The following is a 26,630-nucleotide window of genomic DNA, read 5'->3' as shown; positions in this document are numbered from 1 at the left end:
GGCCCGGATCATACAAATCGATCTTCCAGTAGAGAATGGCGCTGTCATATTCGAAGCGACCAAAATCATGCTCGCCCAATGGATCGTTGTCGGAATTGAAGCTGTCATAGTTTCGCACCGTGCGCAGGATCTCAGCGCGTCTGCGAAATCCGCGGAAGAGGGACACATCCCCGACCAGCGCGGCAACGCCCGCGGTCATGACGATCTGGTTTCGGCCAGGGCTGCAAATAGATCTCCGCAGGCTGTCATTCAGTGCGGCGATGCGGTCGATCCGCTCGGCTCGGTCTGCCGATTGTTGAGAAGGCTGCGACATGGCTGTGACTCCGGTCTGGATCAGCCCCGCCCATCGGGGCCTTCCGACAGGCGCCCCAAAGGGCGGCGTCATAGCGGGGTCGTGCACCCGGAGGGTCGCAACGCAGTGGAGAAGCCCGCCTATGCGGGCTTGCTCGGCCCCGCGCGCCGACCAGGAAGCCGACAACGGAAAAGGACCCAATGGCGTGGACACCTGTCCGGTGTCGCACCCGTGTGATTGGCGCTCTCGGACTGCAGGAGACTCACCCTCTCGATTACGCCCATCTCAAGCCGAAGTTCGAGATCGGTGGGAATGCCGAAGCAGCAGGCAAATGATGCCACCACCGCTCACGGCAGGGATCGTCACCCGAATGGGCTGAGACTTGGAAATCCAAGGCTCAGGGCGAAGCCTAGAGCCCGGTCCGGCATCGCCGGAGCCGCCCGTTCAGCTCTTCACGATTCGCCGGAAATTGCCGAGAACAGAGCACAGCTTCTGGCTTTTGCGCTTCAGATCGGCGAGCCTTTCTTCCGCTTCGGCTTGCTCGCAAAGCAGCATAAGGCGTTCAGCCTGCTGTCCGCGGATCGAGACATGGCGCAAGATCACGATCCATTTGCCGGTTCGCTCAAGCGCGATCTTCGCCTGACCATGGGCAAGAAACGACCGTAGGCCCTCGAGTGTGCGGAGATTCGAAAGGGCCTTGGCGGCCGCCTTGCCTTCTTGAGCGAAAGCGCCTTCTGCCTCGATAAGTTTGCTGAGGTCATCGAACCGCTGACCGATCAAATGCCGCAGCCGTACTGTCTCCCCTCGACCCGGAATGGCCTTGAGAAGGAGCAGCGTTTCGGTGACGGCCGCTTCAGCCGCCGAGAAATGCTGCAAACACGCGCCTCGCCACGCGTTCACATCTTGGATCGCCTGGTTCCACAACGGATCATCTTGGGCAATTTCGATTGGCGCACCTTCGTCCATGCCAAATGCCTAGCGCTGCTGTCTTTATTTTCGTTGAATCAATGACGCGCCCTCCATGGCAGAACCGGGGGCCTTAGGCTCCCGGAGGAGCCATCAGGCGAATGGATCATATTCGGCCACCAGGGCAACGCTGCCGTCCGCATCCTCCGCGGTGATGACCCCATATTGCTGCCCGATCGCGATGACGAAGGTGACCACCATGAGGCTGCGCGAGAGACTGAAGGCGTGACGACGAGCGGTTGCAATGTCGGTGAACATGTCGGGGTTCCTTTGCGCGCCGGCGGGTCCGTCCCGCTCGACTGGCGCCCGATGTGTCCGGCCGGCGGCCGCGATCACTTTTTTGGCGCAGCCCAAAAAGCCGTAGCGCAGCGACCGGACCCCTTGCGGGTTGATCGCAATAGGCCGCTGGTCGGACCAAGGATTGCGCCTGATTGAGAGCGGGTGGGCCCGTCGGCCAGGATCCCGTGATTCCGCCGATTTTTGCCCCGGCAGCCCCCCGCCCCCCGATCTGACGGATGGCACACCCATGACAAGCACGCGCCGCTGGGCTAGCATCGCCGCGATGCTGTTCGCACTCCTGCTTGCTGCCACCGTCATTCCCGATGGCCAGGTCTTCACCTGCACACCGACGCGCGTCTGGGATGGAGATGGGCCGATCTGGTGCCGTGAAGGCATGCATGTCCGTCTCGCCGGAGTTGCGGCCCGAGAGATGGACGGGAGTTGCCGGCCAGGTCAGCCCTGCCCCGAGGCGAGCGCCCTCGCCGCCCGTGACGCTCTTGTTAATCTGCTCGGCGGCGCTCAGGGGCGCACCAGCACGGGTCACATTCTGGTCGATGGCCCCACCATGCGCTGCCTCTCAACCGGCAACGCACGCGGCAACAGGACCGGTGCCTGGTGCGCCGCGCCCTCTATCGGCGACCTGAGCTGCGCCATGATCCGCACCGGCACCGTGCTGCGCTGGGATCGCTATGCCCAAGGGCGATGCCGATCCCGCTGATCCGCTTGCCTCCTTTCCCGCCCGAGCAGGGAAATAGGCCCGGCGGCGAGGCCGCCGGGCCTGAAGGGACCGATTTCAGAATGGGATTTCATCATCCTCGGGCTCGTGGCCGCCGCCCGCATTGTCGTTCGCCTTGGCGCGGGTGAGGAAGGTCACCTCATCGGCGATGATCTCGACGCCGTAGCGCTCGATATTCTCGTTGTCGGTCCAGCGGGTGTAGTGAATGCGGCCACGGACCATGACCTTCATGCCTTTGTCGACATACTGCTCGACCGTCTTGCCGACCCCATTGAAGCAGGTGATCCGGTGCCATTCGGTATCCTCGAGCCGGCGGTTGTTGTCGTCGCGGACGATCTTGCCGTTGCTGTCGCGCTTCGGGCGCGAGGTGGCGAGGCTGAAATGCGTGATACGGGTGCCGCCCTGGGTGGTGCGGGCTTCGGGCGTGGCGCCGACATTGCCGGCGAGGATGACGAGATTCTGCATGGCTGGAGTTCCTTCGAACTGGGTCCAAGGGACCGTCCCTTCGACTGATCCCCGGCCAAGGCGGACAGGACGGATCATCCACCGGCAGGCGCAGCGCCGGGAAACCCCGAGACAAGGGGTGGTGCGGGCAGCCGTGGCACACGGCAACTCGGCCCGAAGGATCGCGGGTTGGATGGACCGGACGGCCGACTTAGGGGTCAGATGAGGAGAAGGACGGCTCGTCGCTTGGCCATGCCAGGAACCCCTCCATGGTGACCACAGGCATCCCCGACCTATAGGGCCACGCCGGTCCAATGCCTTGGCGAACCTCAAGCTCGACTTTGTCCCGCCCGCCGCCCAAGCCGCGCGGCGAAACGGACCATGTCCCGCGCCGCCGTCCGGCGGAACCCAAACCATGGCATGCTCATGCTAGGGGACGGGCAAGAAGGCGCAGTTACGGCGTCGGCATCGGCAGGCTCAGTCCGGCCGCCACGGCATCGAGGAGCGAGCCCATCGCGCGCAGCACGGCCGCGAAATCGCAAACATAACCATCCGCCACCAGCGCGTCGATACGATGCCCGGCATAGGCGGGACCGAGGCTTGTAAGCAAATCGACGAGAATACGGCCAGGGGACGGGAGGCCAAGCCGCCGCGCTTCGTCGAAGGCGGCGATGAGGTCGTGACGAATATCGCGCGCGACCTCCTCGTGCGACCAGACCCAGCTCATAAGATAGGCTTTGAGCCCCAGCTCGCAGGATATCGCCAGCAGGTGCAGCGCGGGAGCAAGAGCAACGGTGGCTCCAAAGCATGCCCCTTCGTGAAACTCGCGCGCGCGATCAAGGAAGATCAAGGCGGTCTGCCGATCGCCGGGCTCCGCCAATCTCTCGATCGCGCGCCAGCGGCGTGGCGACAGCTGGCCGAGCCATGCCGGGCCGCCTTGGTTGCGCAACTGGCGCAGGCAGGCGCCATTGGCCTCTTCGACGTCGCGGCCGGTCGACCACAAGAATAGCAGCTTCGCTTTCCAGCGGTGGCCATGCGCCGCGCGAAAGGCAAGGAGTGCGCGCGCCGTGGGATGATCGGGCATGAACATGATGCAAACCTCCGGGAAACAGGACGCACCCGCCCTGCCATCCTCCCCTCCGGCATTCGCAGCATTTCGAAACGGGGAAAGCCGGCCGCCGAAGCGGCCGGCGCGGCGGATCAGCCGCAGGGTCGCGACGCTGGCGGTGTGCCAAGCGGTCCGCGACGATCAACGACGTGGATGCCGCGCGCCTTGGCCTCGATCACCAGCCTTTCGGTGACACCATTGCCTTGAAAGGCGATGACGTAGCGCGGCTTGACCGCTAGCATCTGCTCATTGCGGCGGAACCCGGCGCGATCGCCGAGCTTGCGATCGAGCCCGAACCGCAGCTGCTGGATACCGTTCTGCTCGGCCCAAGACGCGGCCAGGCGCTCAATGCCTTTCATGTCACCGCCATGGACGAGATACATGTCGCCCACCCGCTCGCGGACGGCATTGAGCGTTCGCAGCAGGTTATCCGCAAACTGCTTGGCGTTGTCGTCGCTGGCGAAACGCAGCCGCCCGCCGGCGAAGATCACGGGCGTGCCATGGACCATATTGGCATCGCGCACCTTTTCTCGCCGCGCCTGGAGATAGGACCGGCCATCGACGATCGCCGCGGTCGTGCCGAGCGAAATGCGGTTGCCCGACGCCGGCACCCAGGAACGGCCCGTCTCGTGGAGATAATGGCGGGCCGCCGTGTCGCGCATGGTCTCATAGGCCTCGGCGGACTGCTCGATCTTGCGGGCGAGATCGATCTTGTCCTCAAGGTCGGCGGTCGCGACTTCCGAGCCATCCTGCTCGGCGAGCAGAAGCCGAATCTCGTCCGTCAGCCGGTCGATCATCTGGTGCTTCTTGGCGGCGGCGCGGTGGAAGAGATTGACCAGGCCCCAGCCCAGATCCTCGATGTCGCGCTCGAGCGCACTAAAGGGAAAAAGAGCGAAAAGATCGCTCCAGACCGCGCTGACGGTTTGTTCCATGGCTTCGGCGGGTGGCGGCGCCTCCAGGGTGCGCAGGTCGCCAGTGTGATCAAGATGACCGAGTTCGAGGGCGGAGAGTATCGCCGAGAGAGTGCTGGTCATGAGCTTTGCCTTTCGTTCCACTTGGGGCCGGCGGCCCATCCGCCGGATGCGCAGCCTCCGGGCCATCGAAGGAAGCGGCGGCAGCACCGCCGGGCAAAGCCCAAGGGAAACCCGGGACAATGCCGGGTGGAGCGGGCAGGCGCGCAAGCGCCAACACGGCCGGATTGGCCCCGGATTGCGGCAGCCAGCGCGATGGCCCAAGCATGCGCATCCTCTGGCGAGGGGCTGAGGCTTCATGGAATCAAGGAGCAGCGATTTTCCAGCGATCGTGTCAAATCTCGGATGCTGGATCTCGTCGCATCATGATCGACGCCTCCCGAACAGGCAGAGCTTGGGACGTTTCTGCCGTTCCCAAGCGCGTCCTTGGATGACAGGTTTTGCCGAAACCCGTCATTTCCAACTTAGCGATCCAAGCCCATCGGCCCTTCAAATACCGCACCAAGCCGCGAGATTGCACCACCCGATGAGTTCATCGATCCAGTGATCGCTGGTGGTGCCTCTCGGCTTCAGATCGATCCCATGCCCTCTGCGGGCGGCGTGCGATGCGGTGGGGCTGCTCAGACCGCGTCGGATTTTTGCCGGCGGATGGCGAGGGCCAGCACGCCATACCCCAGGAGTCCGGAGACAAGTGATCCAATGAGAACGCCAAGCTTCGCCTCCGCCTGAAGCATCGGCGCGCCCGGAAAGGCCAGGAGCGTGATGAAAATGCTCATCGTAAAGCCAATCCCGCATAAGAGAGCGACGCCGAGCATATGCAAACGGGTCGCATGGGCTGGCATATGCGCGATGCCAAGCCGGATCGCGAGTATCGAAACCCCGAGCACGCCAGCGACCTTGCCAAGCAGCAGACCCAGCGCTGCCCCAAGCGTCACCGGTGCGGCAAAGGCGCCCGCCGGGAGTGCTAGCACCGGCACACCGGCATTGGCGAGGCCGAAGATCGGCACGACCAGGTAGCCAACCGGCAAATGAAGCCCATGTTCGAGACGATGAAGTGGACTGCGCGCGTCGCCATCAGGCCGCGCGGGTGTGCGGTCCATAAGGATGGTGAACGCGAGAATAACCCCGGCGAGCGTGGCATGGATGCCCGAGCGATAGACGAAGAACCACAGGGCTCCGCCCAGGATCAGATAGGGTAGGAGGCGATGCACACGGAGGCGATTCAGGCCGTAAAGCATGCCGGTGAATATGCCGGCACCGGCAAGGTCAGGCAGAGACAGGTCAGCGGTATAGAAAAGCGCGATGATAAGGACAGCACCCAGGTCATCGATGATCGCCAGCGCCGCGAGGAATATCCTGAGCGATGCGGGGACGCGATTGCCCAGGAGCGCGATCACGCCGAGCGCGAAAGCGATGTCGGTAGCGGCAGGGATCGCCCAGCCTGCCGCAGTTGGCCCCTGGTTGAAAGCAAGGTAGACGAGCGCGGGCACGGCCATGCCGCCGGCGGCAGCGATGCCCGGCAGGACGCGCCTCGGCCAGGTGGATAGCTGGCCGTCCAGCATCTCACGCTTAATTTCCAGCCCGACGAGCAGGAAGAAGAGGGCCATCAGGCCATCGTTGATCCAGTGCGCCAGCGAAAGCGGACCGAGGTTTGAATGAAGGACCGCCTCATATCCGGAGCGCAAGGGCGAGTTCGCGATGATGAGTGCCAGCGCAGCGGCCGCCATCAACACCAGGCCCGCAGAAGACTGGCTGTTGAGAAAGGCGCGAATGGCGCTGGGGTGTAAGACACGGAAAGTCTTCATGAGACGGGGCTCCAGGCACAGCTATCGTGCTGGCGGCCCGACCAGCACGAAGTCCTGCCCGTCCCTTATCGGGGGCGAACACCCAGGGACGCTATTGCATCCATGGCGTGAGCGCACAAGTTGAGCTGCTTGGCCTTTCGAAGCCTAAGCGGCTCAAGAGAGCGGCATTAAAAAGGAAAGGCCGCCTGGATCGCTAGGATCGCCACTGCAAACGTGATCAGATTGAGCGGTAGCCCGACGCGGACGAAGTCCATATAGCGGTAGCCCGCCATCTGGTAGACGATGACATTGGTCTGATAACCAAAGGGTGTCGCGAACGCCGCGCTGGCCGCCATCATGACGGCAATAAGAAACGGACGTGGACTGACCCCCAGACTGTCGGCCAGCGCAACAGCAACAGGCGTCACCAACACCGCGACCGTGGCGTTGGAGAGCAGTTCGGTCAGCACCATGGTGACGCCGTAGAGCACGATGAGTGCAACGAGCGGGCTCAGCCCCTCAACGCTGGCGATAAGCAGTCGCGAGGCCTGCGATGCCAATCCGCTCTGGTCCATGGCTATGCCCAGCACGACCATCCCGGCGATCAGGATAAGGATTTCCGGTTTGAGACCAGCATAGGCTTCATCCGGGCTGATCACGCGAAGCAGGATGAGCGCGACAGCGCCTGTAAGCGCCGTTGCGGCGATCGGTGCAATGTTGAAGGCCGCAAGCGTGATCACGGCTACGAATATACCGGCCGCCAGTGCGGCCTTGCGTGGTTGCAAGGCGCGCGGCTCTGCGAATAGAGTGGCGTCTCCGATCTGCGCGCTGTGGATCGCATGCGGGTCGATCGCCTTGGGGCGTATCGGCGTTTCCTCTTCGGGCCGGGCAAGCATGCGCCCGCTCACCAGGAGAAGATAGAGACCGCCGACGATCGCAACGGGCAGTCCCACAGGGGTGATCTCGAAGAAGCCGAAGCGCGGCTGTCCCGCGACGCGCGCCATGTCGTCGACAAGCAGGTTGGTGGAGGTACCAATCAACGTGCAGCAACCGGTCAGCACGGTGATATAGGAAAGCGGCATCAGATAGCGCTTGGGCGACTGACCCAGCGACTGGGCGATATCGCGGATAACAGGAGCGCCCAGCACAACAATGGGCGTCGAGTTAAGAAAGCATGAGGCGCAGCCAATCATGCTCAGGAGCAGCCAGATCCCCTTAGACCCCATGCGCTTGCACAGGCTCACCCCTAAAGCGATCGCCCGGTCGAGCAGGCCGCTAAGCTCCAGCGCGTAAGCGATGACAAAGAGCGAGGCGAGCGCCATGATTGCTGGGCTGGCGAAAGCGCTCTGCACCTCGACCGGCCTCACCACCCCGGTAATCAGCAAAAAGGCCGCGCCGCTCAGCGCTACTACGTCCGCACGCACCTTGTCCCAGATGAGCGCGGCAACGACCGTGGCCAGAACCAGGAGAGTAAGAAGTTGATCGAGCGTCATTGCGTCTCTGCCTCGGTCCAAGGTCGCCGTCTGTCAACGGAAGACGCGCCAACAGGTCTTCGGGGTGGGAGAGCAGCGGATGCTTTGCTAGGAGGGTCCTATGCAGGAGCCGACCCCTCATTCCAGTCGATTGGCGTTGGCCGGCGGGCTCATCGCGCTGCTGCTCGTGGGCGGCGGTGGCTTTTTGATCGGCCGCACAACGGCGCCTAAGCCCCCCGCTCCAACGTCGACCGCTACGACGCCCCAGCCCGCACCGCCGCCGCCGCCAGCAGCCATAGCGCCGCCACCGACTCTGGAACGCGCAGGCTTGATCGACCTAGTCGCCGACGCAGTAGATGCTGCCAGTGCTTCACGTCCTCTGCCGGAGGCAGTACGATCAGCGGCGGGCCGGCGCTTCGATCTGGTGCTCCCGTTCGGCTGCGAGGGGCTCGTCGATAGCGACCGGACGGCGCCGTTCGGATGGCAATATGACGCAGCAAAGACCACGCTACGCGTGTGGATTAATCCCACGCGATGGGCACGCAGCGCATGGTTGTCGGCAGAGACCGAGGCAGACAAGGCCGCGCTCGAAGGCTTCTGGATCGCCAGGCCCTGGTCGAAGGCAACACATTGTCCGGCGTCCGCGCCGGGCGGTGCGGCGCACGTCGCCGTACCCAGCCAGTCTCAAGGCGAGGTTGCGATCGCGCGCTTCATTGAAGGCGACGCGGATAAAAGTGCGCGCAGGCTCGAGATCGTCAAGCGGATGGAGCCGGGTGATTTTGATCCGGCGCGCGGCTTTGCGCTGAGGATCATCGGACGCATGCAGTCGGTCGAGGCGGGCGGGCCGGTACAATGTCTTCAGCGAACGGGATGGCAGCAAAGACCACAATGTATGATCGTCGGCGACTTTGCTGAGTTGCGCGTCGAAAATCCAAAGACGGGCGATGTGCTCGCCGTGTGGTCGATCAGCGGGACCACCCAACGCGATTGAGACAGATTGCACCGTTTCTCCAAAACGCAGTTCTGACTCGCTCATCCCAAAACAGAACGCTGCCTCTCCCTATCGCCCACCGCGCCATCGCTTATTTCCGCGCATGGGCATGCTTTCGCCGAATGGCGGCTCCGCTCCGACTCAGGCGTTCGCGCCGGTTCGAGTGGATGACTGAGTTTGGTCGGGAGCAGACATCTGGCGTTTGCCGACCCCTCCCGGAAAGACGCGGACTGTGGTCATTGGATCCGTCATCGCGATGATCACATGAACAGGCAATACTATCGACCGGCTCAAGCGGCGGCCTGCTCATCCACATCCTCGCGGGCAAGACCCGTTGCGCGCAGCAAGTAGCCTGCGGCCTCCTCTGCCCGCGCCGCCGCCGTGAGCAGAGCACGATTATCCCTGCGCAGGATCGAAAGCCAGGAACCGATATAGGCCGCATGATCGTCGAGATGGGTGGTTGGGAGACCCACATCGGCGCCAACCAGCGCTGCCGACAGTTCAGCCACCAACTCCTCGAACGCATAGGCCTGATCGCCGAAGCGCTTGCCGAAGGATCGGGCAAGCCGGTCTGGATGACCCGTCCAATGACCAGCCTCATGCGCGAGCGTGGCCGCCCATGCAGCACGCGTGTCGAACTGTTCGACGGGCGGCATCGTGATGAGGTCTGCGCGCAGGTTATAATAGGCGCGATCGCCTCCAGTCCGCAGCCGCGCCGGCAGGCGATCGACGAAGCGTTGTGCCCGCGCACCGAGCCGGTCGCCCGGTGGGACGAGCGATAGCGGTTCTGGATAGAAATCGGACGGCAGCGCGTCGATCTGGTCTGCATTGAAGACCGCATAGGACCGCATCACCCGGCGATGCTCATCGACCAGCTCGCCGGGACGTTCGCTGGAATCGACCTTCTTCGAATAGGCCTTGTAGAAGATTGCAAATTGCGCCTGCTCACCGGTACGGACCTGCCCGCCAAGGGTCTGCGCCTGGCGGTAGGTCATCCAATGCCGTGACCGATAGCCGCATTGCTCGGCAGCCAGCCACAGCCAAAAGGTGTTCATGCCGCGATACGGCTCGCCATTGGCCCGCAGCGGACGCCCCTGCGCCGCACACGAACGCCAGGGCCGCACCCAGGGTCGCACACCGGCCTCGAGCCGGTCGATGATGGCGCACGTGATGGTCTCGGCCGGCGAGGGCCGGCCCGATGATCGAGTCATGGTGGATACTCCACGAAAGAGCGGCGGCCAGCGCCGCCGATGAAGGACTGCGGGCGACGCAAGAGCGCCGCCGGCCATTACGCGTTGGTCTCAGGCCGCCTCGTCGAGGTCATCAGCATCGCCATCGGGGGCGATCTCCCCTGCCCCGCCGTCGCTGTCGTCTTCGTCGCTGAGGAAGGCGGAATAGCTACGGAAGCTTTCGGGCTTCTCCACCGCGCCAAACCGCATCTCATCGGGCAGCCAGCAGAGCGCCTTTTCCCGGACTTCGGCCTCGACGATGCCCTGCCCGGAACAGAGCGCCGCGCAGGCATTGGCAAGGTCACCCTTCTTGGCGTCCTTGTAGCGGCCGCGCAGTACTGGCCCGCCGATCTCTTCAAGCGCTTCGAGCATGACGTCCTTCTTCACGCGTCCGAAAAAGTTCTGGGCATCGGGCCGCCACCATTGCGCGACATCAATGTCGAGCAGACGTCCGAGATGATCGTGGAAGCCGTTGCGGCGCCCGCCATCGTCGACGTTGAGCGTCGGTTCGAGCGTCTGCGCCACGACATGGGCAAGCCAATCGGCGCGCGCCTGTTCATCCAGTTGCCGGAAGGCATCGAAACGCGACGACAGCGTGTTCCCGCCTGCCCAGCTCACATCGAGCCCCTGGCGCTGTTCGGCCAGGACGTTGCTGGCCGCGCTGCCTTCGTCGCGGAAGCCGACGATCGGGAAGCTCGCGGCGGCCGCTTGCAGCGTCGAGTGGTCCCGGACATAGCCGCTGGCGAACACGGTCCGGTGCGCGATCAGGAATATCGCGAGGTCGAGCGCGAACCCCGCGTCCGAGGCGACATGGGACGCCAGGATCTGCCGCCGCTGGGTCGCGAGTTCGTCAACCAGCGTCGCGCTGAGCCGGGAGGCCGCGACCTTGCCGGACGGTGCTTCGGGTTCTGCGTCCGCGCCCGCCTGACGAATGGCGCGCTCGCTGAACATGCGGCTGTGCACCCGCGGACTGCCATCGGGCGCCAGATAGATGAAGGTGCCCAGCTGGTCCTTGATCGCATCGTCGACCATCGTGCGCGCCGCCTCGATCGCATCGAGTTCCCGCTCGATGTCGGCGAGCCGCACCGAAGCCGCCTCGGCCTCTGGTGTGCCGTCCTCAAGTTCGGTTTCCAGTTCACGGATGAGCGCATCGCCCTCATCGGAAAGACTGTCGACGCGATCCTGCTCGTCCTCGCTCAATTCGCGCAGCGCCGGATGATATTCGTAGAGCTGGCACTCCATGTCATAGGGCACATGGGTCGCGAGGACCGGTGTCACGAATGCCAGCTTCTGCTCGGCAGCGAGTATTTGTGCCGCTGCTTCGAGCTTCTGGGCGGCAAGCTGCTCGATGATCTCCACGTCGATCCAGCTCTCGTCCGCATCATCGCCGAACAGGTCGCGCTCGATCCGGCCGCCCGCACCGACATAGGCATCGCGGCCAACGAACCGCGCCTTCGCATCGGTCGCCTTCACCGTCCCGTTGAGGAGCGCACGGCGGACATTGTCGGGATTGTCACCATAATAGGACCGGCTCATGCTCTCGAACACGCGCGCCTGGCGATCGACGTCGGGCGTGACGGCATAAGCCTGGGCGACCCCCAGCGTGATCTCGCCCGCCGCCAGCGCCGCGAAGACTACCGGAGCCAGTTCGGCAAGCCGGACCCGCTGCTCGACGAAGCGGGTCGTGACCCCGAAGCGTTTCGCCACATCCTCGGCGCTCGCCCCCCGGTCGAGGAAGTGCTTGAAGGCCGAGCATTCATCCGCCGGGTTCATCGCGACGCGATGGAAATTCTCGGCAAGGCTCGCTTCGGCCGATCCGGCATCATCCTCGAGCACCAGCACCTGAACCTCATGGTCCGCGGCAAGCCGGTTCGTCTCAATCAGGCGTTGGAGCGCCCGCAAGCGGCGGCCGCCCGCCTTGACGGTGAAGTGCCCCGCTTTTTTTAGCGGCGTGACCACGAGATTCTGCAACAGGCCATGCGCAGCGATATTCTCGGCCAGACTGTCGAGGTCGGCATCGCGATTGGATTTGCGGACATTATCCTTGGAGAGCGAGAGGTTCTTGACCTTCACGGACTGGATCATCGGTTGTCTCCTTCGAGGGTTGCGCCGACGTCGTCGGCCGGCTTGAGCCACTCAGGCCCACCCGGCCGAAGGCCCCCTCCCCTCTCTTCGATCGCTTGACGCTGCCGCTGCTCAGCCTGCTATCTCGCCAAGGATCTCGACGGCGCGGCTCGGTGGGACGAAGAGCCGCGTGCGGTGTTGGATGATCTCGGTGAAGCAGCCCGCCGCCTTGAGATGAGGAAGGGCGTCGGACTTCCAGTCGAGCAATTCGAGGCGTTGGTCGCCGGCGACCAAGGCCCGCTTCAGCCGGAGCGACCCGATCGGCATGATCTCGCCCGAGGTGCGAACGTGCTCGACCCGCGCGCCTAGATCGATCGCGACATGGGCGGCGATGCCGAATGCGCTGGCGATCCGCTCCACCAGCGGCGCCGGAATAAGACGCCCGAGAAGCGACTGGCCGTCATCGCTCGTCAACCGCCAGACCTGGACATGATCGTCGGGCAGCTTTCCCCAGACCGGGAGCAGCAGGCCCGTGACCAGATAGATGATCTGCGTACGCGTCTGCGCGGCCATCGCGTCGCATTCGGCCTGCCAGGCTTCGTCGAAGCTCGCGCGGTCCACGTCGGTCCAATGGGTTTCGGCGAAGAGGTCCTGCCGGTGCCGTTCGGTGCGCGTTGGACGCACCAGCTCGTAGCGGCGCACGGTCCGCCCCTCTTCGTCCGTCAGCGAGAAGGTCGGCCGGCAAATGGCGGCCTTGCCGGAACGCGGGTTGATCAACCCGCGCGCTTCCGGGTCGGCCAGAAGCCAATGCGCTCGTTCCAGAGTCAGCGGCCGATATCGTTCCTCGGTTTCGATACGCAGGATCTCGGTTTCGGCGCCGCTCACGGGATCGCGCCGGATCACCGTGCGGTCGAGGATCGAAATTCGGTCGGCCGCGATCGTTTCGACGCCAAGATCGAGGGTGCCAGCCTCGCGGGCCTTTTCCACCCGTGCTTCGATCAAGCCCAGATATTCGTCGAAGATCGCGTTCTGCAGGTCGATGCGCAGTGCCAGGATGCGGTTCAACCACCGCTGGATCGTGGGCAAGGTCTCAGTGAGCCCCCCACCCTCCCCGGCCAGGTTCAAACCGGTGAGCGACTGGAATTGATCAAAGCGCACCGATTGGAGCTTTCCCTGGAACAGTAGGCGAAACCACTGGTCGAGCGATTCCCGCGCGAAGTCGGACTCCAGATTGTCGCGGGGGTCGAAAAGTCCCTGCCCGCCGGTCTGGCGTTGGCCGCGGGTCAGGGCGCCCAAGCTGTCGAGGCGCCGGGCGATGGTCGAGATGAACCGCCGTTCGCCGCGGCAATCGGTGGAAACGGGCCGAAACAGGGGTGGGCTGGCTTGGTGGGTGCGGTGCGTGCGGCCCAGCCCCTGGATCGCCGCGTCAGCACGCCAACCGGGCTCGAGGAGATAGTGAATGCGGCGCCTCTGATTGAGCGCGTCGAGGCTGGCATGATAGCTCCGTCCCGTGCCGCCGGCGTCGGAAAAGATCAGGATACGCTTTTCGCCGCGCATGAAGCTGTCGGTCTCCGCGAGGTTCGTGCGCGCGCTGCGCCGTTCGATCCGCTGACGGCCCTCGGCATCGACGATGATCCGCCGGCTGCGACCCGTCACCTCGGCCACTGCCTCCGTCCCGAAATGCCCGATGATATGATCGAGCGCCGAGCCGACCACCGGCAGCGCACAGAGTTGCTCGAGGAGCTGGTCGCGCATGGCCATCGCTTCCCGGCACAGCACGGGCTGCCCAGCCTCGTCGATCATCGGTTCCGAGCGCACCGTGCCGCTATCGTCGGTATAGGTGCGCATCTGGCGCACCGGAAAGGCCGCCGTCAGATAGTCGACCAGGAATTCGCGCGGGGACAGCTCGATGTCGAGCCAGGCGCGCTCCTCAGGGGACAGGTCGGCAAGGGCACGATCGAGCATCGCTTCCGACGTCGACACGAGCTGGACCACGGCGCAGTCGCCCCGCGCGAGATCGGCGGCGATCGCCGGGATCAGCGACGGCAGCTTCATCGACAGCAGGATCTGGCCGAAGAAGCGTTGCTTGGTCGATTCGAAGATCGACAACGCCGCGGCCTTCGCGCCGCTATTGTAGGTGGCACCGCTGAAACCGTCGGTGACGCGCGTGGCGGCGAGCGCGGCCTGCAGATTGTTGTGAATGATCGCCCAGGCATCGGCATAGGCATTGTATACGGCGATCTGTTCTTCGCTGAGCCGATGCTCGAGGATGTCATATTCGACGCCGGCGAAGCTGAGCGCCCGCGCGGCATAGAGGCCCTGCGCCTTGAGGTCGCGGGCGATCAACTCCATCGCTGCGATGCCGCCGCGGCGAAGCGATTCCACGAAGGCCCGCCGGTCGGCGAAGGCCGTCTGCGGTCCCCACAATCCGAGGCGTGTCGCATAAGCGAGGTTGCTGACGTCCGAGGCGCCCGTCGCCGAAGCGTAGAGAATCCGGGCGCGCGGAGCGAGATTTTGGAGGCGGACGCCGGCGATGCCCTGTTCGGATCCTTTCGTGGCGCCGAACCGGCCCTCGCCACCGGCCACCCCGGCCATCTCATGCGCCTCGTCGAAGACGATGACGCCGCTGAAATCCTCACCCATCCATTCGATCAGCTGGCGCAGCCGCGTGCCCCTGTCACCGCGGTTGGAGCGCAGGGTGGCATAGGTCAGGAAGAGGATCCCATCGCCCAGCGCGATCGGGGTGCCGAGCTTCCACTGGTTGAGATGCTGGATGTCGAGCGGCAAGCCGCCAAGCGCCGACCAGTCGCGCCGCGCGTCTTCGATCAGCGTCTCGCTCTTGGATATCCAGAGGTGGCGGCGGTTGCCGCGCAACCACTGGTCGAGGATGACGCCCGCCACCTGCCGCCCCTTGCCGGCGCCCGTGCCATCGCCAAGGAAAAAGCCCGTCCGATAGGCATTGCCGGCCTCTGCCGGCAACAGCGAAAGCCCCTCCTCGCTAGATACGAACCGGCCCGGAAGGTCACGCTCGAACGCCGCGCCAGCGTAGATCAGCGTTTCGAGCTGCGCGTCCGAGAGCAGGCCGTCGTCCAAGATCCTGGCCGGCAGCACGGGTTCATAAGCGACCGAGGGTGCGGCAATCGATCCCATTGCCTGCGATTCGACCAGCGCGCTTGGGTGCTCACGGGCATCGGCAATCAGCAGACGGCTCGGCCGATAGGGCAGGTAAATCCCTTGCGGTTCGCCCGCGGGCGCCGGCGCGTCGAGACGGTGATAGGCGACCGCGCGGATCGTGGGCAGGGTTACCGCCACACGCGAGCTTACGGGGCGGGTCCGCCGCGTAAGGCCCCGGAACAATCCGCTGGGGCGGGAGATCGGTTGCGGCGTGGGGGCGCACGGGGTCGCCATCGCATCGACGGCCGCGAGCGCAGCGCCGAACGTCGTACAGGTCTGGCGTGAGACGCAATCCCCTGCCCCGCCCTTTTCGAGGAGAATGAGCTGAACCGCTTGCCCGGTGCCGTGCTTGGTATAGGCATTGGGCGGCAGGTCGAGATGCAGCCGGAGATGTGCGCCCGCGGTGGCGTGCAGCCAATCCGCGTCCCCTGTCTCGATGCGATCGGGAAGAATGACGGCGCAGCGCCCGCCTGGTGCGAGGCGCAAGAGCGCGGAGCGCAGGTGGCGAAGCGCAGCGTGGCGGTCGCGCCCCCGTCCCTGGCTCCGCGAGAAGGGCGGGTTGATGAGCACGACGCTCGGCACCAGTTGCGGATCGAGCATGTCGTCGATCAATTCGCCGTCATGCGTGCTCAATGTGCCCTCGGGAAGGGCATGACGCAGCAAACGCGCGCGCCAGGCATCGATCTCATTGAGGAGAAGGCGAGCGCCGGCAAAATGACCGTGTACGGCCAAGAGCCCGGTCCCGGCCGAGGGCTCGAGTACGATATCGCTTGCCGTGATCGCGGCTGCCCTGGCGGCAAGGAAGCCGATCGGTGCCGGTGTCGAGAATTGCTGGAACGCGACCTGCGTTTCGCTACGCACGCTGTGCGTCGGAAGCGCCGCCGTCATGGCGATCAGCTGGGCGAGCCGCACATTCGCATCTGCCGGGAGTGTTGTGTTCTTCAGATGGAGTATCTGCGCGAGTTCGAGCACATCATAGGCGTCGCGCAATGACCATGAGCCATCCGCGCTCGAGCCACCGAAGGCGGAGGTCATCCCGGCAAGGAGGTCGTTACGTGCAACCGAACGGCCTTCGGACAGCCGGTCGGCTATGCCTTGAGCAGCGGTCCGGGCGGGATCATCGAGCGGCAGCGTGAGCGCGAGGGGTTGTGTGGCCATGGGGTATCTCCGGGTCTGACACCTGGCATCAGCGCCAGGTCATCAGCCTGAAGGCCCCCTCCCCTCTCAGGCCGCCTCGGTGGCCCGGCGGACACGCCAAGCATCATTCCAGTCCGCGTGCCGTTCCGGGAGGCGGAGCACCAGTTCGCGTCCATGGGCTGTGAGATGCGGCCGAGCTTTTTTGAGCATGGCGGCAGCGGCGGCACCGCGATCGCCATAGACGATGATACGCTTGACCCGTTCGGGGATGGCGACAAGCCCAAGGCGTTCGACCCCGCCCAGTGCCCAGGTCGGCGTTCCGAACCAGGCCATTGCTGAAAGGGCGTCCTCGATGCCTTCGGCAAGGCCAAGCTCCTCGTCGGCCGGCGCCAGACGAATGGCCGCGTCGCCGAGAAGGCCAAGGGCAATCTTCGGTTTTGGCAAGGGTTTGTGCAGGATGTCGGCGAGATCGAGGCAGGTCCGCTGGACGGCGACAACTCCCAGATCATTCTCGACCGCGGCGATCATCGCCGGAAAGTACCGGCGACGCTCACCGGCCCCGACGATGGTGCGCGGATTGTAGCGCAGACAACGCGGATAGGGAGGAGCAAGACCGCGTGCGGCAAGGTAATCGGCCGCTGGCGAGCCGGCTATGGGCTGGCTTGCCTTCCATAGCCGAAGCGCGAGAGCGCGATGGTCGGCCATCGCCTTCGGGCGCGGCATGGTGAGCGGCACCGCATCGTGAAGTTTCCGCCGGCGCAGGGCAGTCAGAACGTCGCGCGTATCGCAGCCAGCAAAGCAGTGGAACAAGATCGCCCGTTCGCCCAGGCGCACTGACAGGCTGGGGCCATGATCGTCATGAGCCGGGCAACGGCATTCGCCGCACGTCCCGCGCCACGTTCCGCCGAGGGCTTCGACAATGGCTTTGGCGCGATGGGAAGCAGCTAGGGGCATCAACTAATCCTTGCAAAGTGGTGGAGCGCCGCTGCCGGTTGCGCCCTCCCCTCTCCGCCAATTCAGCCAGGCATGCCCTTGGCTGCGAGGATACCGAATTCCTCGACGATGCGATCGGTTGTGTAATGGGTCACGCCGTCGCGTTCATAGGAGCTGTCCTTGAGCCGCCCGGCAATCCGCACCAGATCCCCGACTTGGGCTCGGTCGGCGATATGCTTGCGCTGGCCCTCGCTGAAGACGCTCACGCGGTTCCAGTGACTGTCTTCCTGCCATTCGTCATCGTCACCCTTGCGGCGGTAATTCGCGCAGACCGACAGCAGGGTGACTTTCGGTCGCGCATCGATTTCGCCGATCCGGCCGATGATCTCGAACTTGGCGAAGTTGATCATGCACCCTCCATTCGTGACGTCCTTTGGCGAGGAAGCCTATCGTGGACGGCCAACTTCGCGTATCCCTCCAGGCAGGGGGATTGAAGGTTTGCTTCAAGCGCAGCGCCAATCTCTTTCTCAAAATAAAAATATCAAAACGCCGCTGCTCGCAGCGGAAGCTTTTCCGATTCAAAAGGATTCAGATTCGGGAAGCCGAAAGCCCAGCGTTTCTGCGGGCTTGAGCAAGCCTATCCTGACCGGACGGGGGATTTTGCCTGCCCTTGTGGGGGCTCATTCCTGACCGATCGGGGGATGCAACCTGACCGGTTGGGGCTTTCCTGACCGCATGGGGGCCAGGCTCTGTTGGGCGCGATTCGCTCGTCATATCGCTCGTCAGGGACGTTCTTCGCCCTCTCCGCGGCCGTTTGCGAGGGTCAGATCGCTTTGAAACGCGACTCGGCGTACTTCCTTGTGTTTTGTCGTTTCGGGGTGAAGTTCCATCCTGACCTCTTGGGGGCCGAAACCGCCGTCTATCCTGCCCTGACTTGACGCAAGAGGACAGGTCAGGCAGATTTTCTTCCACGCCGGACGAATCGGTGCAGACTTCATGGCATGGATGACGAAAAAGCCCTAGACCACGCTGTAACGCCCTCCCCCGCCGGTGATGATGCTTCTCCGGGGCGGGCGATGCGGGTGGCTGCCGCCCTGCAGGCCAAGGGCGGCGACGAGTTCGCCAAGCCCGGCAGCATCGTTGAGGTCAAGTTCGTCAAAGGCCAGTCGCTGAGCCTGACCGCTTCGCGTTTGCTTGCGCTGATGATTTTGACTGCGGGCGGTGATGCCTGGGAGGACCGCCCGCACAAGATGCGAAAGGCGGATATTCGCCGCGGCCACAAGGGCAATGAGCGCATCTCGGATATGCTCGAGGAACTGCATCGCACGCTTTTTGCGGTCGATGATAAGTCCTGGCGCGGCAAGAAGGCGACGCTGCGCTTTTCTCTGATCTCATCATCGCGCGAAGAAGTGGAGGACGAGGAGGGCGCTGAGGCAGGGTGGATCGAGTGGGAGTTCACGCCCGACGCTCGGAAACTGATTCAGGAATCGGAGACCTATGCGGTCCTGAACCGGCAGGCGGTGCTCGGCTTTCGGTCGACCTATGCGCTAAAGCTGTACGAGATCGGGGCATTGCGGTTGCATCGACGCCAGTCGCTATGGAAGGGCGACATGACGGCACTGCGTGCGCTGCTCGGCATCGCGCCAGACGTTTACAAGGACTTTGCGCAGCTGCGCCGCAAGGTTCTCGAAAAGGCGAAGGCCGAAATCGACCAGCTCGCTCATTTCCGTGTGGAGTGGCGGGAAATCCGTCAGGGTCGAACCGTCACCGAGATCGAATTTCGTTTTGAGCCAAAGGATGCGCCTGAGCAGATAGCGACCGTGGATGAAATTGCCCGACACTCTGCGGGGAGGAAGGCGAGGCGCGAGGACGAGGTCGAGACTGTGGCCGTCGAAGCCGTCACGCAGGCGGCGGTGGCGGCCTTGGTGTCAAAGGATAAGACTGGGGCAGGGGAGGTTACCTTCCCAAACGGCACGATCCGATTTGGGTCGGACACGCTCGCGGCCATTGGCCGTTCGGCCGGCGGTGGTTGGGACATCGACCTGATTGCCGACGCCTATCGCGCGCAGATGGGTGAGAGGCTGGCGAAGCTGAAGGGCGCCAAGCTGATCGCGTCCTGGACCGGCTTTTGCGAGAGCTTCCTGGCGCGGCGCGGGCGCCCTTGAGCCGAAATTGCACCGGTGCAATTTCAGGGTGGCTAGCCCCCAAGAGGTCAGGTTGTAGGCGTGCGCACGAAAGGCTGGCGACGCAATTCGAGGCAATTGGGCCGACCGGGCCTACTCACTTGCGAAAATAAGCCTTTCATTGACCTAAAAGTGCAAATTGAGCTATGCCCCCTACAGTTTCGCAAGGGGGCCTATCTTGGCTGCATCACTCGATATTGAGGCCACGCAGGATCTGCTGTCCGTCTCAACGCTTGCACAACGGACCAGCTCTGTTCTCGAGCGGCTCCGCGACTCTGCGCGTAGCGCCCGGGCGGACGAACGGCGCGAGCCCACCTTCCCGATCGGTAAAGCGGCCGAACTGGTCGGCCGGACCGCGGCGGCCATTCGCGAGGCCGAGAAGGACGGCCGCTTGCCGCCGCCTCCGCGAACCGAAAATAATCGGCGCGTCGGTTATACCCTGGCGCAGCTCAACGACATGCGGGGATTGTTCGGCACCCGGCCCTGGCGGGCTGCCACCGACCCCTGTTGCGTCATCGCGGTGCAGAACTTCAAGGGCGGGGTCGGGAAATCGACCCTATCGGTGCACTTGGCTCAATATCTCGCGATCAAGGGCTATCGGGTGGCTCTCATAGATTGCGACAGCCAGGCGTCGGCAACGACGCTCTTCGGCTATGTTCCCGACCTCGACCTGACCGAGGAGGACACGCTCTATCCGTTCCTGCGGCACGACGACATGGAGTCGCTCGACTATGCCTTGCGCAAGACCCACTTCGACGGTCTGGAGCTTGTCCCGGCCAATCTGCGGCTCTTCCAGTCGGAATATGAAATCGCGGCGCGCATGGCGCGGGGGCAGGGGAACCTGATCGACCGCATGGCGCAAGGCATTGCGAGCATTGCCGATCGGTTCGATGTCGTCGTTCTCGATCCGCCGCCGGCGCTTGGCGCGATCTCGCTTTCGGTGCTGCGTGCGGCCAATGCGCTGGTCGTGCCGGTGCCGCCGACAGTGATGGACTTTTCATCGACTGCGGCCTTCCTCGCAATGCTCGACGAGACCATCGAGACGCTGGCCGATCGCGGCTTGGCCCCGTCGCTGCAGTTTCTGCGCTTCGTGGCCTCCAAGGTCGACGAGAACAAGTCGATGCAGAAGGAACTGCTCAACCTGATGCGGACCCTTTTCGGCCACGCGATCGTGCGCACACCGCTCAAGGATTCGGCGGAAATCGACAATGCGACGGCGCGGCTGATGACGGTCTATGAGCTTGACGGACCTGTCACCAGTTCGGCGGTGCGCAACCGCTGCCTCGCCTATCTCGACGGCGTGAACAGTGAAATCGAGGTCGACATCCGGTCGATGTGGCCCAGCCATCTGGCGCGCTTGCGCAAGGAGGGCCTCGCCTGATGCGAGCAAAATTGCACCGGTGCAATTCCGGGTAGAAGGGGTGGATGATGAGCAAGAAAAACGCCAACTTCGCGGCTGATCTGGTCGCCGGAATCGACCCGGGGGCGCAAGCTCCAGCGGCCCGGCGCCCCGGCATCGGTGCGAGCGTCCTGGCGGGTCGAGAAAGCCGGCTCGCCGAATTGGCGACGGGCAGTGTCGTCTCACGCACCCATGAACTCGTTGATCCTGCACGCTGCCGGATGTGGGTCGGCCATAACCGCGAATATGCGCTGCTTAACGAGGAGCGGTGCGCCGATCTCATCGAGAGCATCAAGGCGCAGGGCAAACAGGAAATGCCCGCCATCGTCCGCCGTGTGAAGGACGACCCTGCCTTCGATTTCGAGGTGATTTGCGGCGCGCGCCGGCATTGGACGATCAGTTGGCTGCGCGCCCACAACTATCCGGATTTCCGCTTTCTCGTCGATATCCGCAGCCTTACCGACGAAGAGGCTTTCCGGCTTGCGGACCTGGAAAACCGGGCGCGCGACGACCTTACCGATCTGGAGCGCGCGCGCGATTATTTGCGCGCGCTCGACGCCTATTATGAAGGGCGCCAGAAGGTCATGGCCGAGCGGATCAACGTCACGGAAAGCTGGCTCAGCCGCTATCTCGACCTTGCCCGACTGCCGGCAGAACTGATGGCGGCCTTTGCCATCCCACAGGATCTCAGGATCAAGCATGTCACCGCGATCAAGCCTCTCTTGAAACCGGAGGACCGGCGGCAGCGTGTGTTCGCCGAGGCGGGGCGTCTCGCTCAGGTGCAGTCCGACCGCGCAGCACCGATGCCGGTTCCCGATATCATACGCGCTCTCGCTCTGGCCGCCGATCCCCCCAAGAGGTCAGGATCCCCCAAGAAGTCAGGAAAGCCAGAAACGATCGTGTCCGAAGGGGGGAAACCATTGCTGAAAGTGGAGGCGGTGGATCGTAAGGGTCTCAAGCTCACCCTGCTTCCGCATGCCGGTGGTACGCGGGCTGAAGCGGAGGCCGCGTTGAAAGCCCTGCTCGATCAGCATTGGAGCTAGGACAATCTTCAGCGGTTCTGAGATGTGAGAGTTTTGTCTTCACATGTTGAATATGGACTGCCCAATGACTGCAGCCTTCCAGGATGGCATTCGCGAGAATGAGATCATCGCGCCCCGTCGTCTGGCGGAGCGCCTGCGCTTCTCCATGGCGCATTTGGCTCGCGTTGCTCGCCTGGATCGTAAGGCCATGACTCTGTATCCCTCCGCCCCGACCGTGCAGATTAAACTGGAGGAAATAGCCCGAGTTATAACGCGAGCGGCAGAGCTCGCAGGCGAAGAAGGCAAGGCGGTTATCTGGTTCAAGCATCAACCCCTTTCTGGAGTTGGGAAAACGGCTGCGGAATTGGTTGCGAATGGCGATATCGATATCGTCATGGAAGATCTCGATCGTATGGCTGCCGGGGTCTATTCCTGACAGGCGTCACTCGATGCCGAAAGGCTAGCTTGTCCGCAGGACCTTTAGGTGAATGTCTTCTTCTCGTAGACGGTGACAATCGCCCGGCCATCCCAAACGTAGCACAGGTGCCGCTCCTGTCGGCAGTTTGCGAGTAGGCGAGGGCGGAACACCGCGGCGCACTCGCCGTCGGTGTCGCGCACGCTTTGGTATACGATGCCATCCGAACCTTGCTCACGCAGGTGTCGGCCAAGCGCCTGGCCGGCGGCATAACTGTCCGGGGCGTAGAGGGCAGGGCGTTCATCGCGCAGGCCGCGAATATCGTGGAGCATGGCGTCCAAGTCGACCGCGTAGACGCGCATGTCGAGTTCCTGCGCCGGTTCGTGGGTGTACGCCATGAAGCGGGTTCGGTGATGGCTCGTCTCGGCAACCGCAGTCTCGATGGTGTTGGAAGCATAGAACAACCCGAAACTGCCGTCACAGAATCGGCTGCCATCTGGATTGAGGTGGGTGAACGCTGCCATGATTGCCGATGTCCCGGGTCCCGATACGCGGTCCTCCGATGGGACGAGCGCGAGGTCCCCGACCTCGTCGCGAAGCCGGTCGTTGGTCATCGCCTCGATCGCATAGACCGCTTCTAAATCGGCCGGATCCGCGACGTCTTCAAACAGCGATATGGGCGGGAACCGGCTTGCGACGATCCGATAGCACGGTTGCCACCGCACTTGCGTCGTCGCAATAGCATCCATCAGCCGCGCTGCGCGTCGATATATTGGCGCACCACGTAGAGATCGGCGACATTGCCCGAGGCCATCCGCTCGATCGCCGGGCGTCCGGCGAACAGCGGCGCCTCATTGGGTTTGCGTACCCATTCGTTGGCGGTACGGGGCAGGAGCATCTTCAGCCCCTTGTAGATCCCCATGACATAGGAGATGCGCTCCAGCGCATCCTTGGGAATCGCCGCGACGGCGCCGCGCTTCCAGGTCTGGAAGGTCGAGCGGCTGTCGAGCCCGAGAAGCTTCATCTGCTCGGCTTCCTTAAGGCCCCAGGCGTCGGCAATGCGGAAAAAGGTGCGCAGCGCCGGACCGCTCAGGTCCTTGCGGCTAGGCGCTTTGGCGGGGACGCCGGAATGGGCAGCTGTGGCCATTGGCCATCTCCTTCTTTCTCTGTCTATGTATGATATCTGTACATAACGTCAAGAGGAGATCAGTTTTCATACACGCCTAATGCGCGCGAGGCCGCGTCAGGGATGGCCAGAACTGCCGGCGAGCAGCCGGTCGATCTCGCCCATCGCCGCGTCGAACTCGGTGAGCGCCGGATGGGGGAGCGCGAGAGCGTGGTCCAGGGGTGCCGACAACCGATCCCTTCGCGGCGCTTCGGCGACCAGCAGAACCTTGCCCTTGATGCTCGCGCGCCGCGCGAGGCCCGCTGTGACTAGCGCGTCGCCGATCGCATAGGTGCCGCGCCGGCTGATCCCGAACGCCGAGGTCATCTGATCGAGCCCGAGCGGCGCAAAACCAGCGAGCAGGATCCACACCTGCGGTGCCCGCGCGCTCGAGCGCAGGTGCCCCAGCTGCTCGCGCATCAGCGCCGCGCGCCGTCGCGCTTTCGCGACCAGCTCTGCAAGCCGGGTAGCGCTGGCGTGGAGAGTTCGCGCTGAGACAATGGCGCGTTCGCCAGGCCAGAGCTGCGGCTGAAGCGTTTCGGCGGTCACCGCGCCGGGGCAGGGGAGGGCAAGCTGCCACGCGCCGCACGCGGCCAGCAGCCGCCCCAGCGAGGCATCGACCGCCCAGAGCGGCGTGCGCGGGGCGGCCTGATCGATCGCCACCGCGCGGTTCCCAAGCGAACGGATTTGCACCGCGCGCTCCAGCGGCGCGAACAGCGGATCGGCGTGCAGCAGCGCGTGGAGGCGCGCCAGACCCGCGAAGGGCAGGGGAATCTCGTCATCCGCGCCGGCCTGTTTCACCAGCGTGAGCGCTCTGCCGATCGCCTCCTCCGCCAGCGCATCTTCGGCTTGCATCGGGCGGTCGGCCCCGAAGCGAGCGGCCAGAGCGATGGTCTGCGCGGCGTCGGCAAGCGGTTCCCACGGATGATGGCTGAGTTCGCCCAGCAGGGCGCGGACCACGGCATAGGCGGAGCAGGCGGTGAGGGGCGTCTCTTGGGGGGCGCGATCGAGCCCGGCGAACCAGGCGTTGAACCGGTGTTCGGCGTCAGCAAATCCCGCCTGCGCCAAGGCCGAGAGGAGCACCTCGCGCAGCAGCCCTACGCAGAACAGCCGCTTTTCGGTATCGGTGAGGCCGGTGAGGAGCCCGTCGAGGCGGCCGAGCGCGAGCGCGCATTCCGCCTGCGCCTGGCCAAGCGCCTCGGGCGGAGCGTCGGTGTCGGCGGCGAGGGGATGGAAGCGCTCCATGCCGAATGTGTAGTGAATGCCAAAACACTGCACAACTGCTCGGAGGGTCCGTAAATGAACATGTGATAATTGCAGTTATCACATATCCGGAATTGACCTCTCTTTATTAGGTGGCGTACAAGCCCGCCTGAGGAGCGTGGCACGTCATGGGCACCGATACCGCCCGAGAAGAGCGAGAATCCGTTGTAGCGGCCGCTGAGACTGCGCTGACGCCCATTGCGCCGTTCGGCGACCTTCCATGGGCGATCGTGCAGATGAGGGCTGTCGAGCCGATCGTCGTGAACGAGGCGCTGATCGCCGCCTATCAGGCCGCATCGTCGCCCCACAGCGTCCGCGCGCTGAGATCCGATATTGAGGCGTTCGATGCGTGGTGTCGCCGCACACAGCGAATTGCACTCCCGGCGACGCCTGAGATGGTCGCCGACTATCTCGATGCGCGCGCGGGGGAGGGTGCCAAACCCGCCTCGCTCGGTCGCTACAAAGCGTCGATCGCCAAGGTCCATCAACTGCTCGAACTTAAGGATCCGACCCAGGCGCCATTGGTGAAGCTGCGTCTGGCGGCGATCCGTCGGAGAACTGGCACGGCGCAAAAGCAGGCGAGGCCGCTGCGATTCAAGGGGCCAGTCAAGGATGTCGAGCGGGACCAGGCTCGCGGGCTCAACATTCGCGCGCTGCTGGAGGCCTGCGGCGACGATCTGCCGGGGCTGCGCGATCGCGCGTTGCTGTCGGCGGCTTATGACACGGGCCTGCGCGCCTCCGAACTAGTGGCGGTTGCGGTGGAGCATATCGTGGACGCTCTCGATCCGGAGGCACGGCTGCTCGAAATCCCGCGCAGCAAGGCGGATCAGGAGGGGGAGGGGGCGACCGCATTTATATCGCCTCGCTCGGTACGGGCTATTGCGGCGTGGCGCGCGGCCTCGGGGATCGCCGCGGGCCCGCTGTTTCGGCGCGTGCAGGTGCGGCGCTATAAAGCGAGGCTGGCGGATCCGGGCCGGCCGATCGCCAGCATCTCGGGGCGTGAGGCCTGGGACCTGCGCAAGACGCTGCCCAAACGCGCGATGGCGGCGCGGGTGGAGTACGATGTCGGCGAGGCCGCACTACACCCGGGATCGATCGGCCCGATCTGGCGACGGATCATCCAGCGGGCGTTCGATCGCGGGGCGCTCGGCGACTTGACCGCTGATGATCTGGTGCGGCTGCTCAAGGGGATCAGCGCCCACTCGACGCGGGTGGGACTCAACCAGGACCTGTTCGCCAGCGGCGAGGGCCTCACTGGCATCATGGACGCGTTGCGCTGGAAAAGTCCGCGCATGCCGCTCGCCTATAATCGCAACCTTGCCGCTGAGCAGGGTGCGGCCGGGCGGCTGATGGCGAAGCTAGGCTAACTGCAAGTGTCAGATCAGCGCTACTTCCATTCTGAGGTGAGTTTAGGTTTTCAGATGCGCTGAGCAATAGTTTTGATGCCTGCAGTCAGCCTATTCTGTCGGAATGTTATGCCCGTGAAACCGTTCTGATCATGCGCCAAGTCGACGGTCAGGATTTAGCCACGGTCACTTCATCGAACACACAAAATGCATGATATAACGGTACACCAAAGCCGAGCTCACGAAAGGAAGCCTTT

24 protein-coding genes are annotated in these 26,630 nt (G+C 64.1%); 8 read left to right on the top strand and 16 right to left on the bottom strand.

Annotated features, from left to right (window positions below):
* From L858_RS22070 to L858_RS20535, 3 genes are all read right to left on the bottom strand, one after another.
* On the bottom strand, positions 1-313 hold a 313-nt coding region (locus tag L858_RS22070), incomplete at its 3' end, for a DUF3768 domain-containing protein (protein WP_037504923.1).
* Between the two features lie 423 nt (positions 314-736).
* Positions 737-1,258, bottom strand: coding sequence for a hypothetical protein (locus L858_RS0117380; RefSeq protein WP_022684368.1), 522 nt, complete (start codon positions 1,256-1,258; stop codon positions 737-739).
* 93 nt (positions 1,259-1,351) lie between these two features.
* Positions 1,352-1,516: a hypothetical protein gene (locus tag L858_RS20535; protein ID WP_007682673.1), complete on the bottom strand. Its 165-nt coding sequence runs from the start codon at positions 1,514-1,516 to the stop codon at positions 1,352-1,354.
* 304 nt (positions 1,517-1,820) lie between these two features.
* Between L858_RS20535 and L858_RS0117370 the strand changes: the two genes are divergently transcribed.
* Positions 1,821-2,255 carry a thermonuclease family protein gene (locus tag L858_RS0117370; protein ID WP_028056257.1) on the top strand — a complete coding sequence of 145 codons (435 nt, stop codon included), beginning with the start codon at positions 1,821-1,823 and terminating at the stop codon, positions 2,253-2,255.
* 75 nt (positions 2,256-2,330) lie between these two features.
* Here L858_RS0117370 and L858_RS0117365 read toward each other — a convergent pair whose 3' ends face one another.
* The 5 genes from L858_RS0117365 to L858_RS0117345 all read right to left on the bottom strand — a co-directional run bounded on the left by L858_RS0117365 (position 2,331) and on the right by L858_RS0117345 (position 8,073).
* The gene (locus tag L858_RS0117365) at positions 2,331-2,738 is read right to left on the bottom strand and encodes a single-stranded DNA-binding protein (RefSeq protein WP_022684365.1); all 408 of its coding nucleotides are present in this window, start codon (positions 2,736-2,738) and stop codon (positions 2,331-2,333) included.
* Positions 2,739-3,171: 433 nt separating this feature from the next.
* On the bottom strand, positions 3,172-3,807 hold the full coding sequence (locus tag L858_RS0117360; RefSeq protein ID WP_022684364.1) for a hypothetical protein: 636 nt from the start codon (positions 3,805-3,807) through the stop codon (positions 3,172-3,174).
* Positions 3,808-3,917: 110 nt separating this feature from the next.
* Entirely contained in the window at positions 3,918-4,859 is a 942-nt protein-coding gene (locus tag L858_RS0117355; protein ID WP_017182157.1) for a DUF2493 domain-containing protein, read from the bottom strand.
* A 557-nt stretch (positions 4,860-5,416) separates the two neighbouring features.
* Positions 5,417-6,601 carry a Na+/H+ antiporter NhaA gene (nhaA, locus tag L858_RS0117350; protein ID WP_022684363.1) on the bottom strand — a complete coding sequence of 395 codons (1,185 nt, stop codon included), beginning with the start codon at positions 6,599-6,601 and terminating at the stop codon, positions 5,417-5,419.
* A gap of 167 nt (positions 6,602-6,768) precedes the next feature.
* On the bottom strand, positions 6,769-8,073 hold the full coding sequence (locus L858_RS0117345; protein ID WP_017183728.1) for an SLC13 family permease: 1,305 nt from the start codon (positions 8,071-8,073) through the stop codon (positions 6,769-6,771).
* Between the two features lie 100 nt (positions 8,074-8,173).
* On the opposite strand from L858_RS0117345, the gene L858_RS0117340 reads away from it, so the two are divergent.
* Positions 8,174-9,043 carry a hypothetical protein gene (locus L858_RS0117340; protein WP_025546698.1) on the top strand — a complete coding sequence of 290 codons (870 nt, stop codon included), beginning with the start codon at positions 8,174-8,176 and terminating at the stop codon, positions 9,041-9,043.
* 290 nt (positions 9,044-9,333) lie between these two features.
* Here L858_RS0117340 and L858_RS0117335 read toward each other — a convergent pair whose 3' ends face one another.
* From L858_RS0117335 to L858_RS0117315, 5 genes are all read right to left on the bottom strand, one after another.
* On the bottom strand, positions 9,334-10,254 hold the full coding sequence (locus L858_RS0117335; RefSeq protein ID WP_028056256.1) for an ArdC family protein: 921 nt from the start codon (positions 10,252-10,254) through the stop codon (positions 9,334-9,336).
* 90 nt (positions 10,255-10,344) lie between these two features.
* The gene (locus L858_RS0117330; protein ID WP_022684360.1) at positions 10,345-12,357 is read right to left on the bottom strand and encodes a ParB/RepB/Spo0J family partition protein; all 2,013 of its coding nucleotides are present in this window, start codon (positions 12,355-12,357) and stop codon (positions 10,345-10,347) included.
* Positions 12,358-12,468: 111 nt separating this feature from the next.
* Positions 12,469-16,668, bottom strand: a complete 4,200-nt coding sequence (locus L858_RS0117325) for a strawberry notch-like NTP hydrolase domain-containing protein (RefSeq protein ID WP_022684359.1) — start codon at positions 16,666-16,668, stop codon at positions 12,469-12,471.
* A 66-nt stretch (positions 16,669-16,734) separates the two neighbouring features.
* Entirely contained in the window at positions 16,735-17,601 is an 867-nt protein-coding gene (locus L858_RS0117320; RefSeq protein ID WP_022684358.1) for a DUF7146 domain-containing protein, read from the bottom strand.
* A 62-nt stretch (positions 17,602-17,663) separates the two neighbouring features.
* On the bottom strand, positions 17,664-17,990 hold the full coding sequence (locus L858_RS0117315; protein WP_017183648.1) for a single-stranded DNA-binding protein: 327 nt from the start codon (positions 17,988-17,990) through the stop codon (positions 17,664-17,666).
* On the opposite strand from L858_RS0117315, the gene L858_RS21780 reads away from it, so the two are divergent.
* The 5 genes from L858_RS21780 to L858_RS0117295 all read left to right on the top strand — a co-directional run bounded on the left by L858_RS21780 (position 17,974) and on the right by L858_RS0117295 (position 22,620).
* Entirely contained in the window at positions 17,974-18,270 is a 297-nt protein-coding gene (locus tag L858_RS21780; RefSeq protein ID WP_128830639.1) for a hypothetical protein, read from the top strand. The two genes, L858_RS0117315 and L858_RS21780, sit on opposite strands and share 17 nt — an antisense overlap.
* Positions 18,271-18,656: 386 nt before the next feature.
* Positions 18,657-19,745, top strand: a complete 1,089-nt coding sequence (locus L858_RS0117310; RefSeq protein ID WP_017183650.1) for a replication initiation protein — start codon at positions 18,657-18,659, stop codon at positions 19,743-19,745.
* Between the two features lie 196 nt (positions 19,746-19,941).
* Positions 19,942-21,144 (top strand): AAA family ATPase, encoded by a 1,203-nt coding sequence (locus L858_RS0117305; protein ID WP_022684355.1) that lies wholly within the window; start codon positions 19,942-19,944, stop codon positions 21,142-21,144.
* Between the two features lie 47 nt (positions 21,145-21,191).
* Positions 21,192-22,205 carry a ParB/RepB/Spo0J family partition protein gene (locus L858_RS0117300; protein ID WP_028056255.1) on the top strand — a complete coding sequence of 338 codons (1,014 nt, stop codon included), beginning with the start codon at positions 21,192-21,194 and terminating at the stop codon, positions 22,203-22,205.
* 64 nt (positions 22,206-22,269) lie between these two features.
* Positions 22,270-22,620, top strand: a complete 351-nt coding sequence (locus L858_RS0117295; protein WP_022684354.1) for a hypothetical protein — start codon at positions 22,270-22,272, stop codon at positions 22,618-22,620.
* Positions 22,621-22,664: 44 nt separating this feature from the next.
* Here the strand turns inward: L858_RS0117295 and L858_RS0117290 are convergent, their stop codons facing one another.
* The 3 genes from L858_RS0117290 to L858_RS0117280 all read right to left on the bottom strand — a co-directional run bounded on the left by L858_RS0117290 (position 22,665) and on the right by L858_RS0117280 (position 25,009).
* On the bottom strand, positions 22,665-23,348 hold the full coding sequence (locus L858_RS0117290) for an RES family NAD+ phosphorylase (RefSeq protein WP_015449222.1): 684 nt from the start codon (positions 23,346-23,348) through the stop codon (positions 22,665-22,667).
* Positions 23,348-23,746: an antitoxin Xre-like helix-turn-helix domain-containing protein gene (locus L858_RS0117285; RefSeq protein ID WP_015449223.1), complete on the bottom strand. Its 399-nt coding sequence runs from the start codon at positions 23,744-23,746 to the stop codon at positions 23,348-23,350. Before L858_RS0117285 ends, L858_RS0117290 begins: the two co-directional genes overlap by 1 nt.
* Before the next feature lie 96 nt (positions 23,747-23,842).
* Positions 23,843-25,009 (bottom strand): hypothetical protein, encoded by a 1,167-nt coding sequence (locus L858_RS0117280; RefSeq protein ID WP_022684353.1) that lies wholly within the window; start codon positions 25,007-25,009, stop codon positions 23,843-23,845.
* A 146-nt stretch (positions 25,010-25,155) separates the two neighbouring features.
* On the opposite strand from L858_RS0117280, the gene L858_RS0117275 reads away from it, so the two are divergent.
* A complete protein-coding gene (locus tag L858_RS0117275) occupies positions 25,156-26,394 on the top strand; it encodes a site-specific integrase (RefSeq protein WP_022684352.1) in 1,239 nt (412 codons plus the stop codon).
* The last annotated feature ends 236 nt before the right edge of the window (positions 26,395-26,630 follow it).

It is taken from the genome of Sphingobium bisphenolivorans (assembly GCF_000412635.1).
GTDB classification, from domain to species: Bacteria; Pseudomonadota; Alphaproteobacteria; order Sphingomonadales; family Sphingomonadaceae; genus Sphingobium; species Sphingobium bisphenolivorans.
The sequence above is the reverse complement of the archived record's forward strand: the minus strand, read 5'-3'. Positions and strand labels throughout refer to the sequence as shown.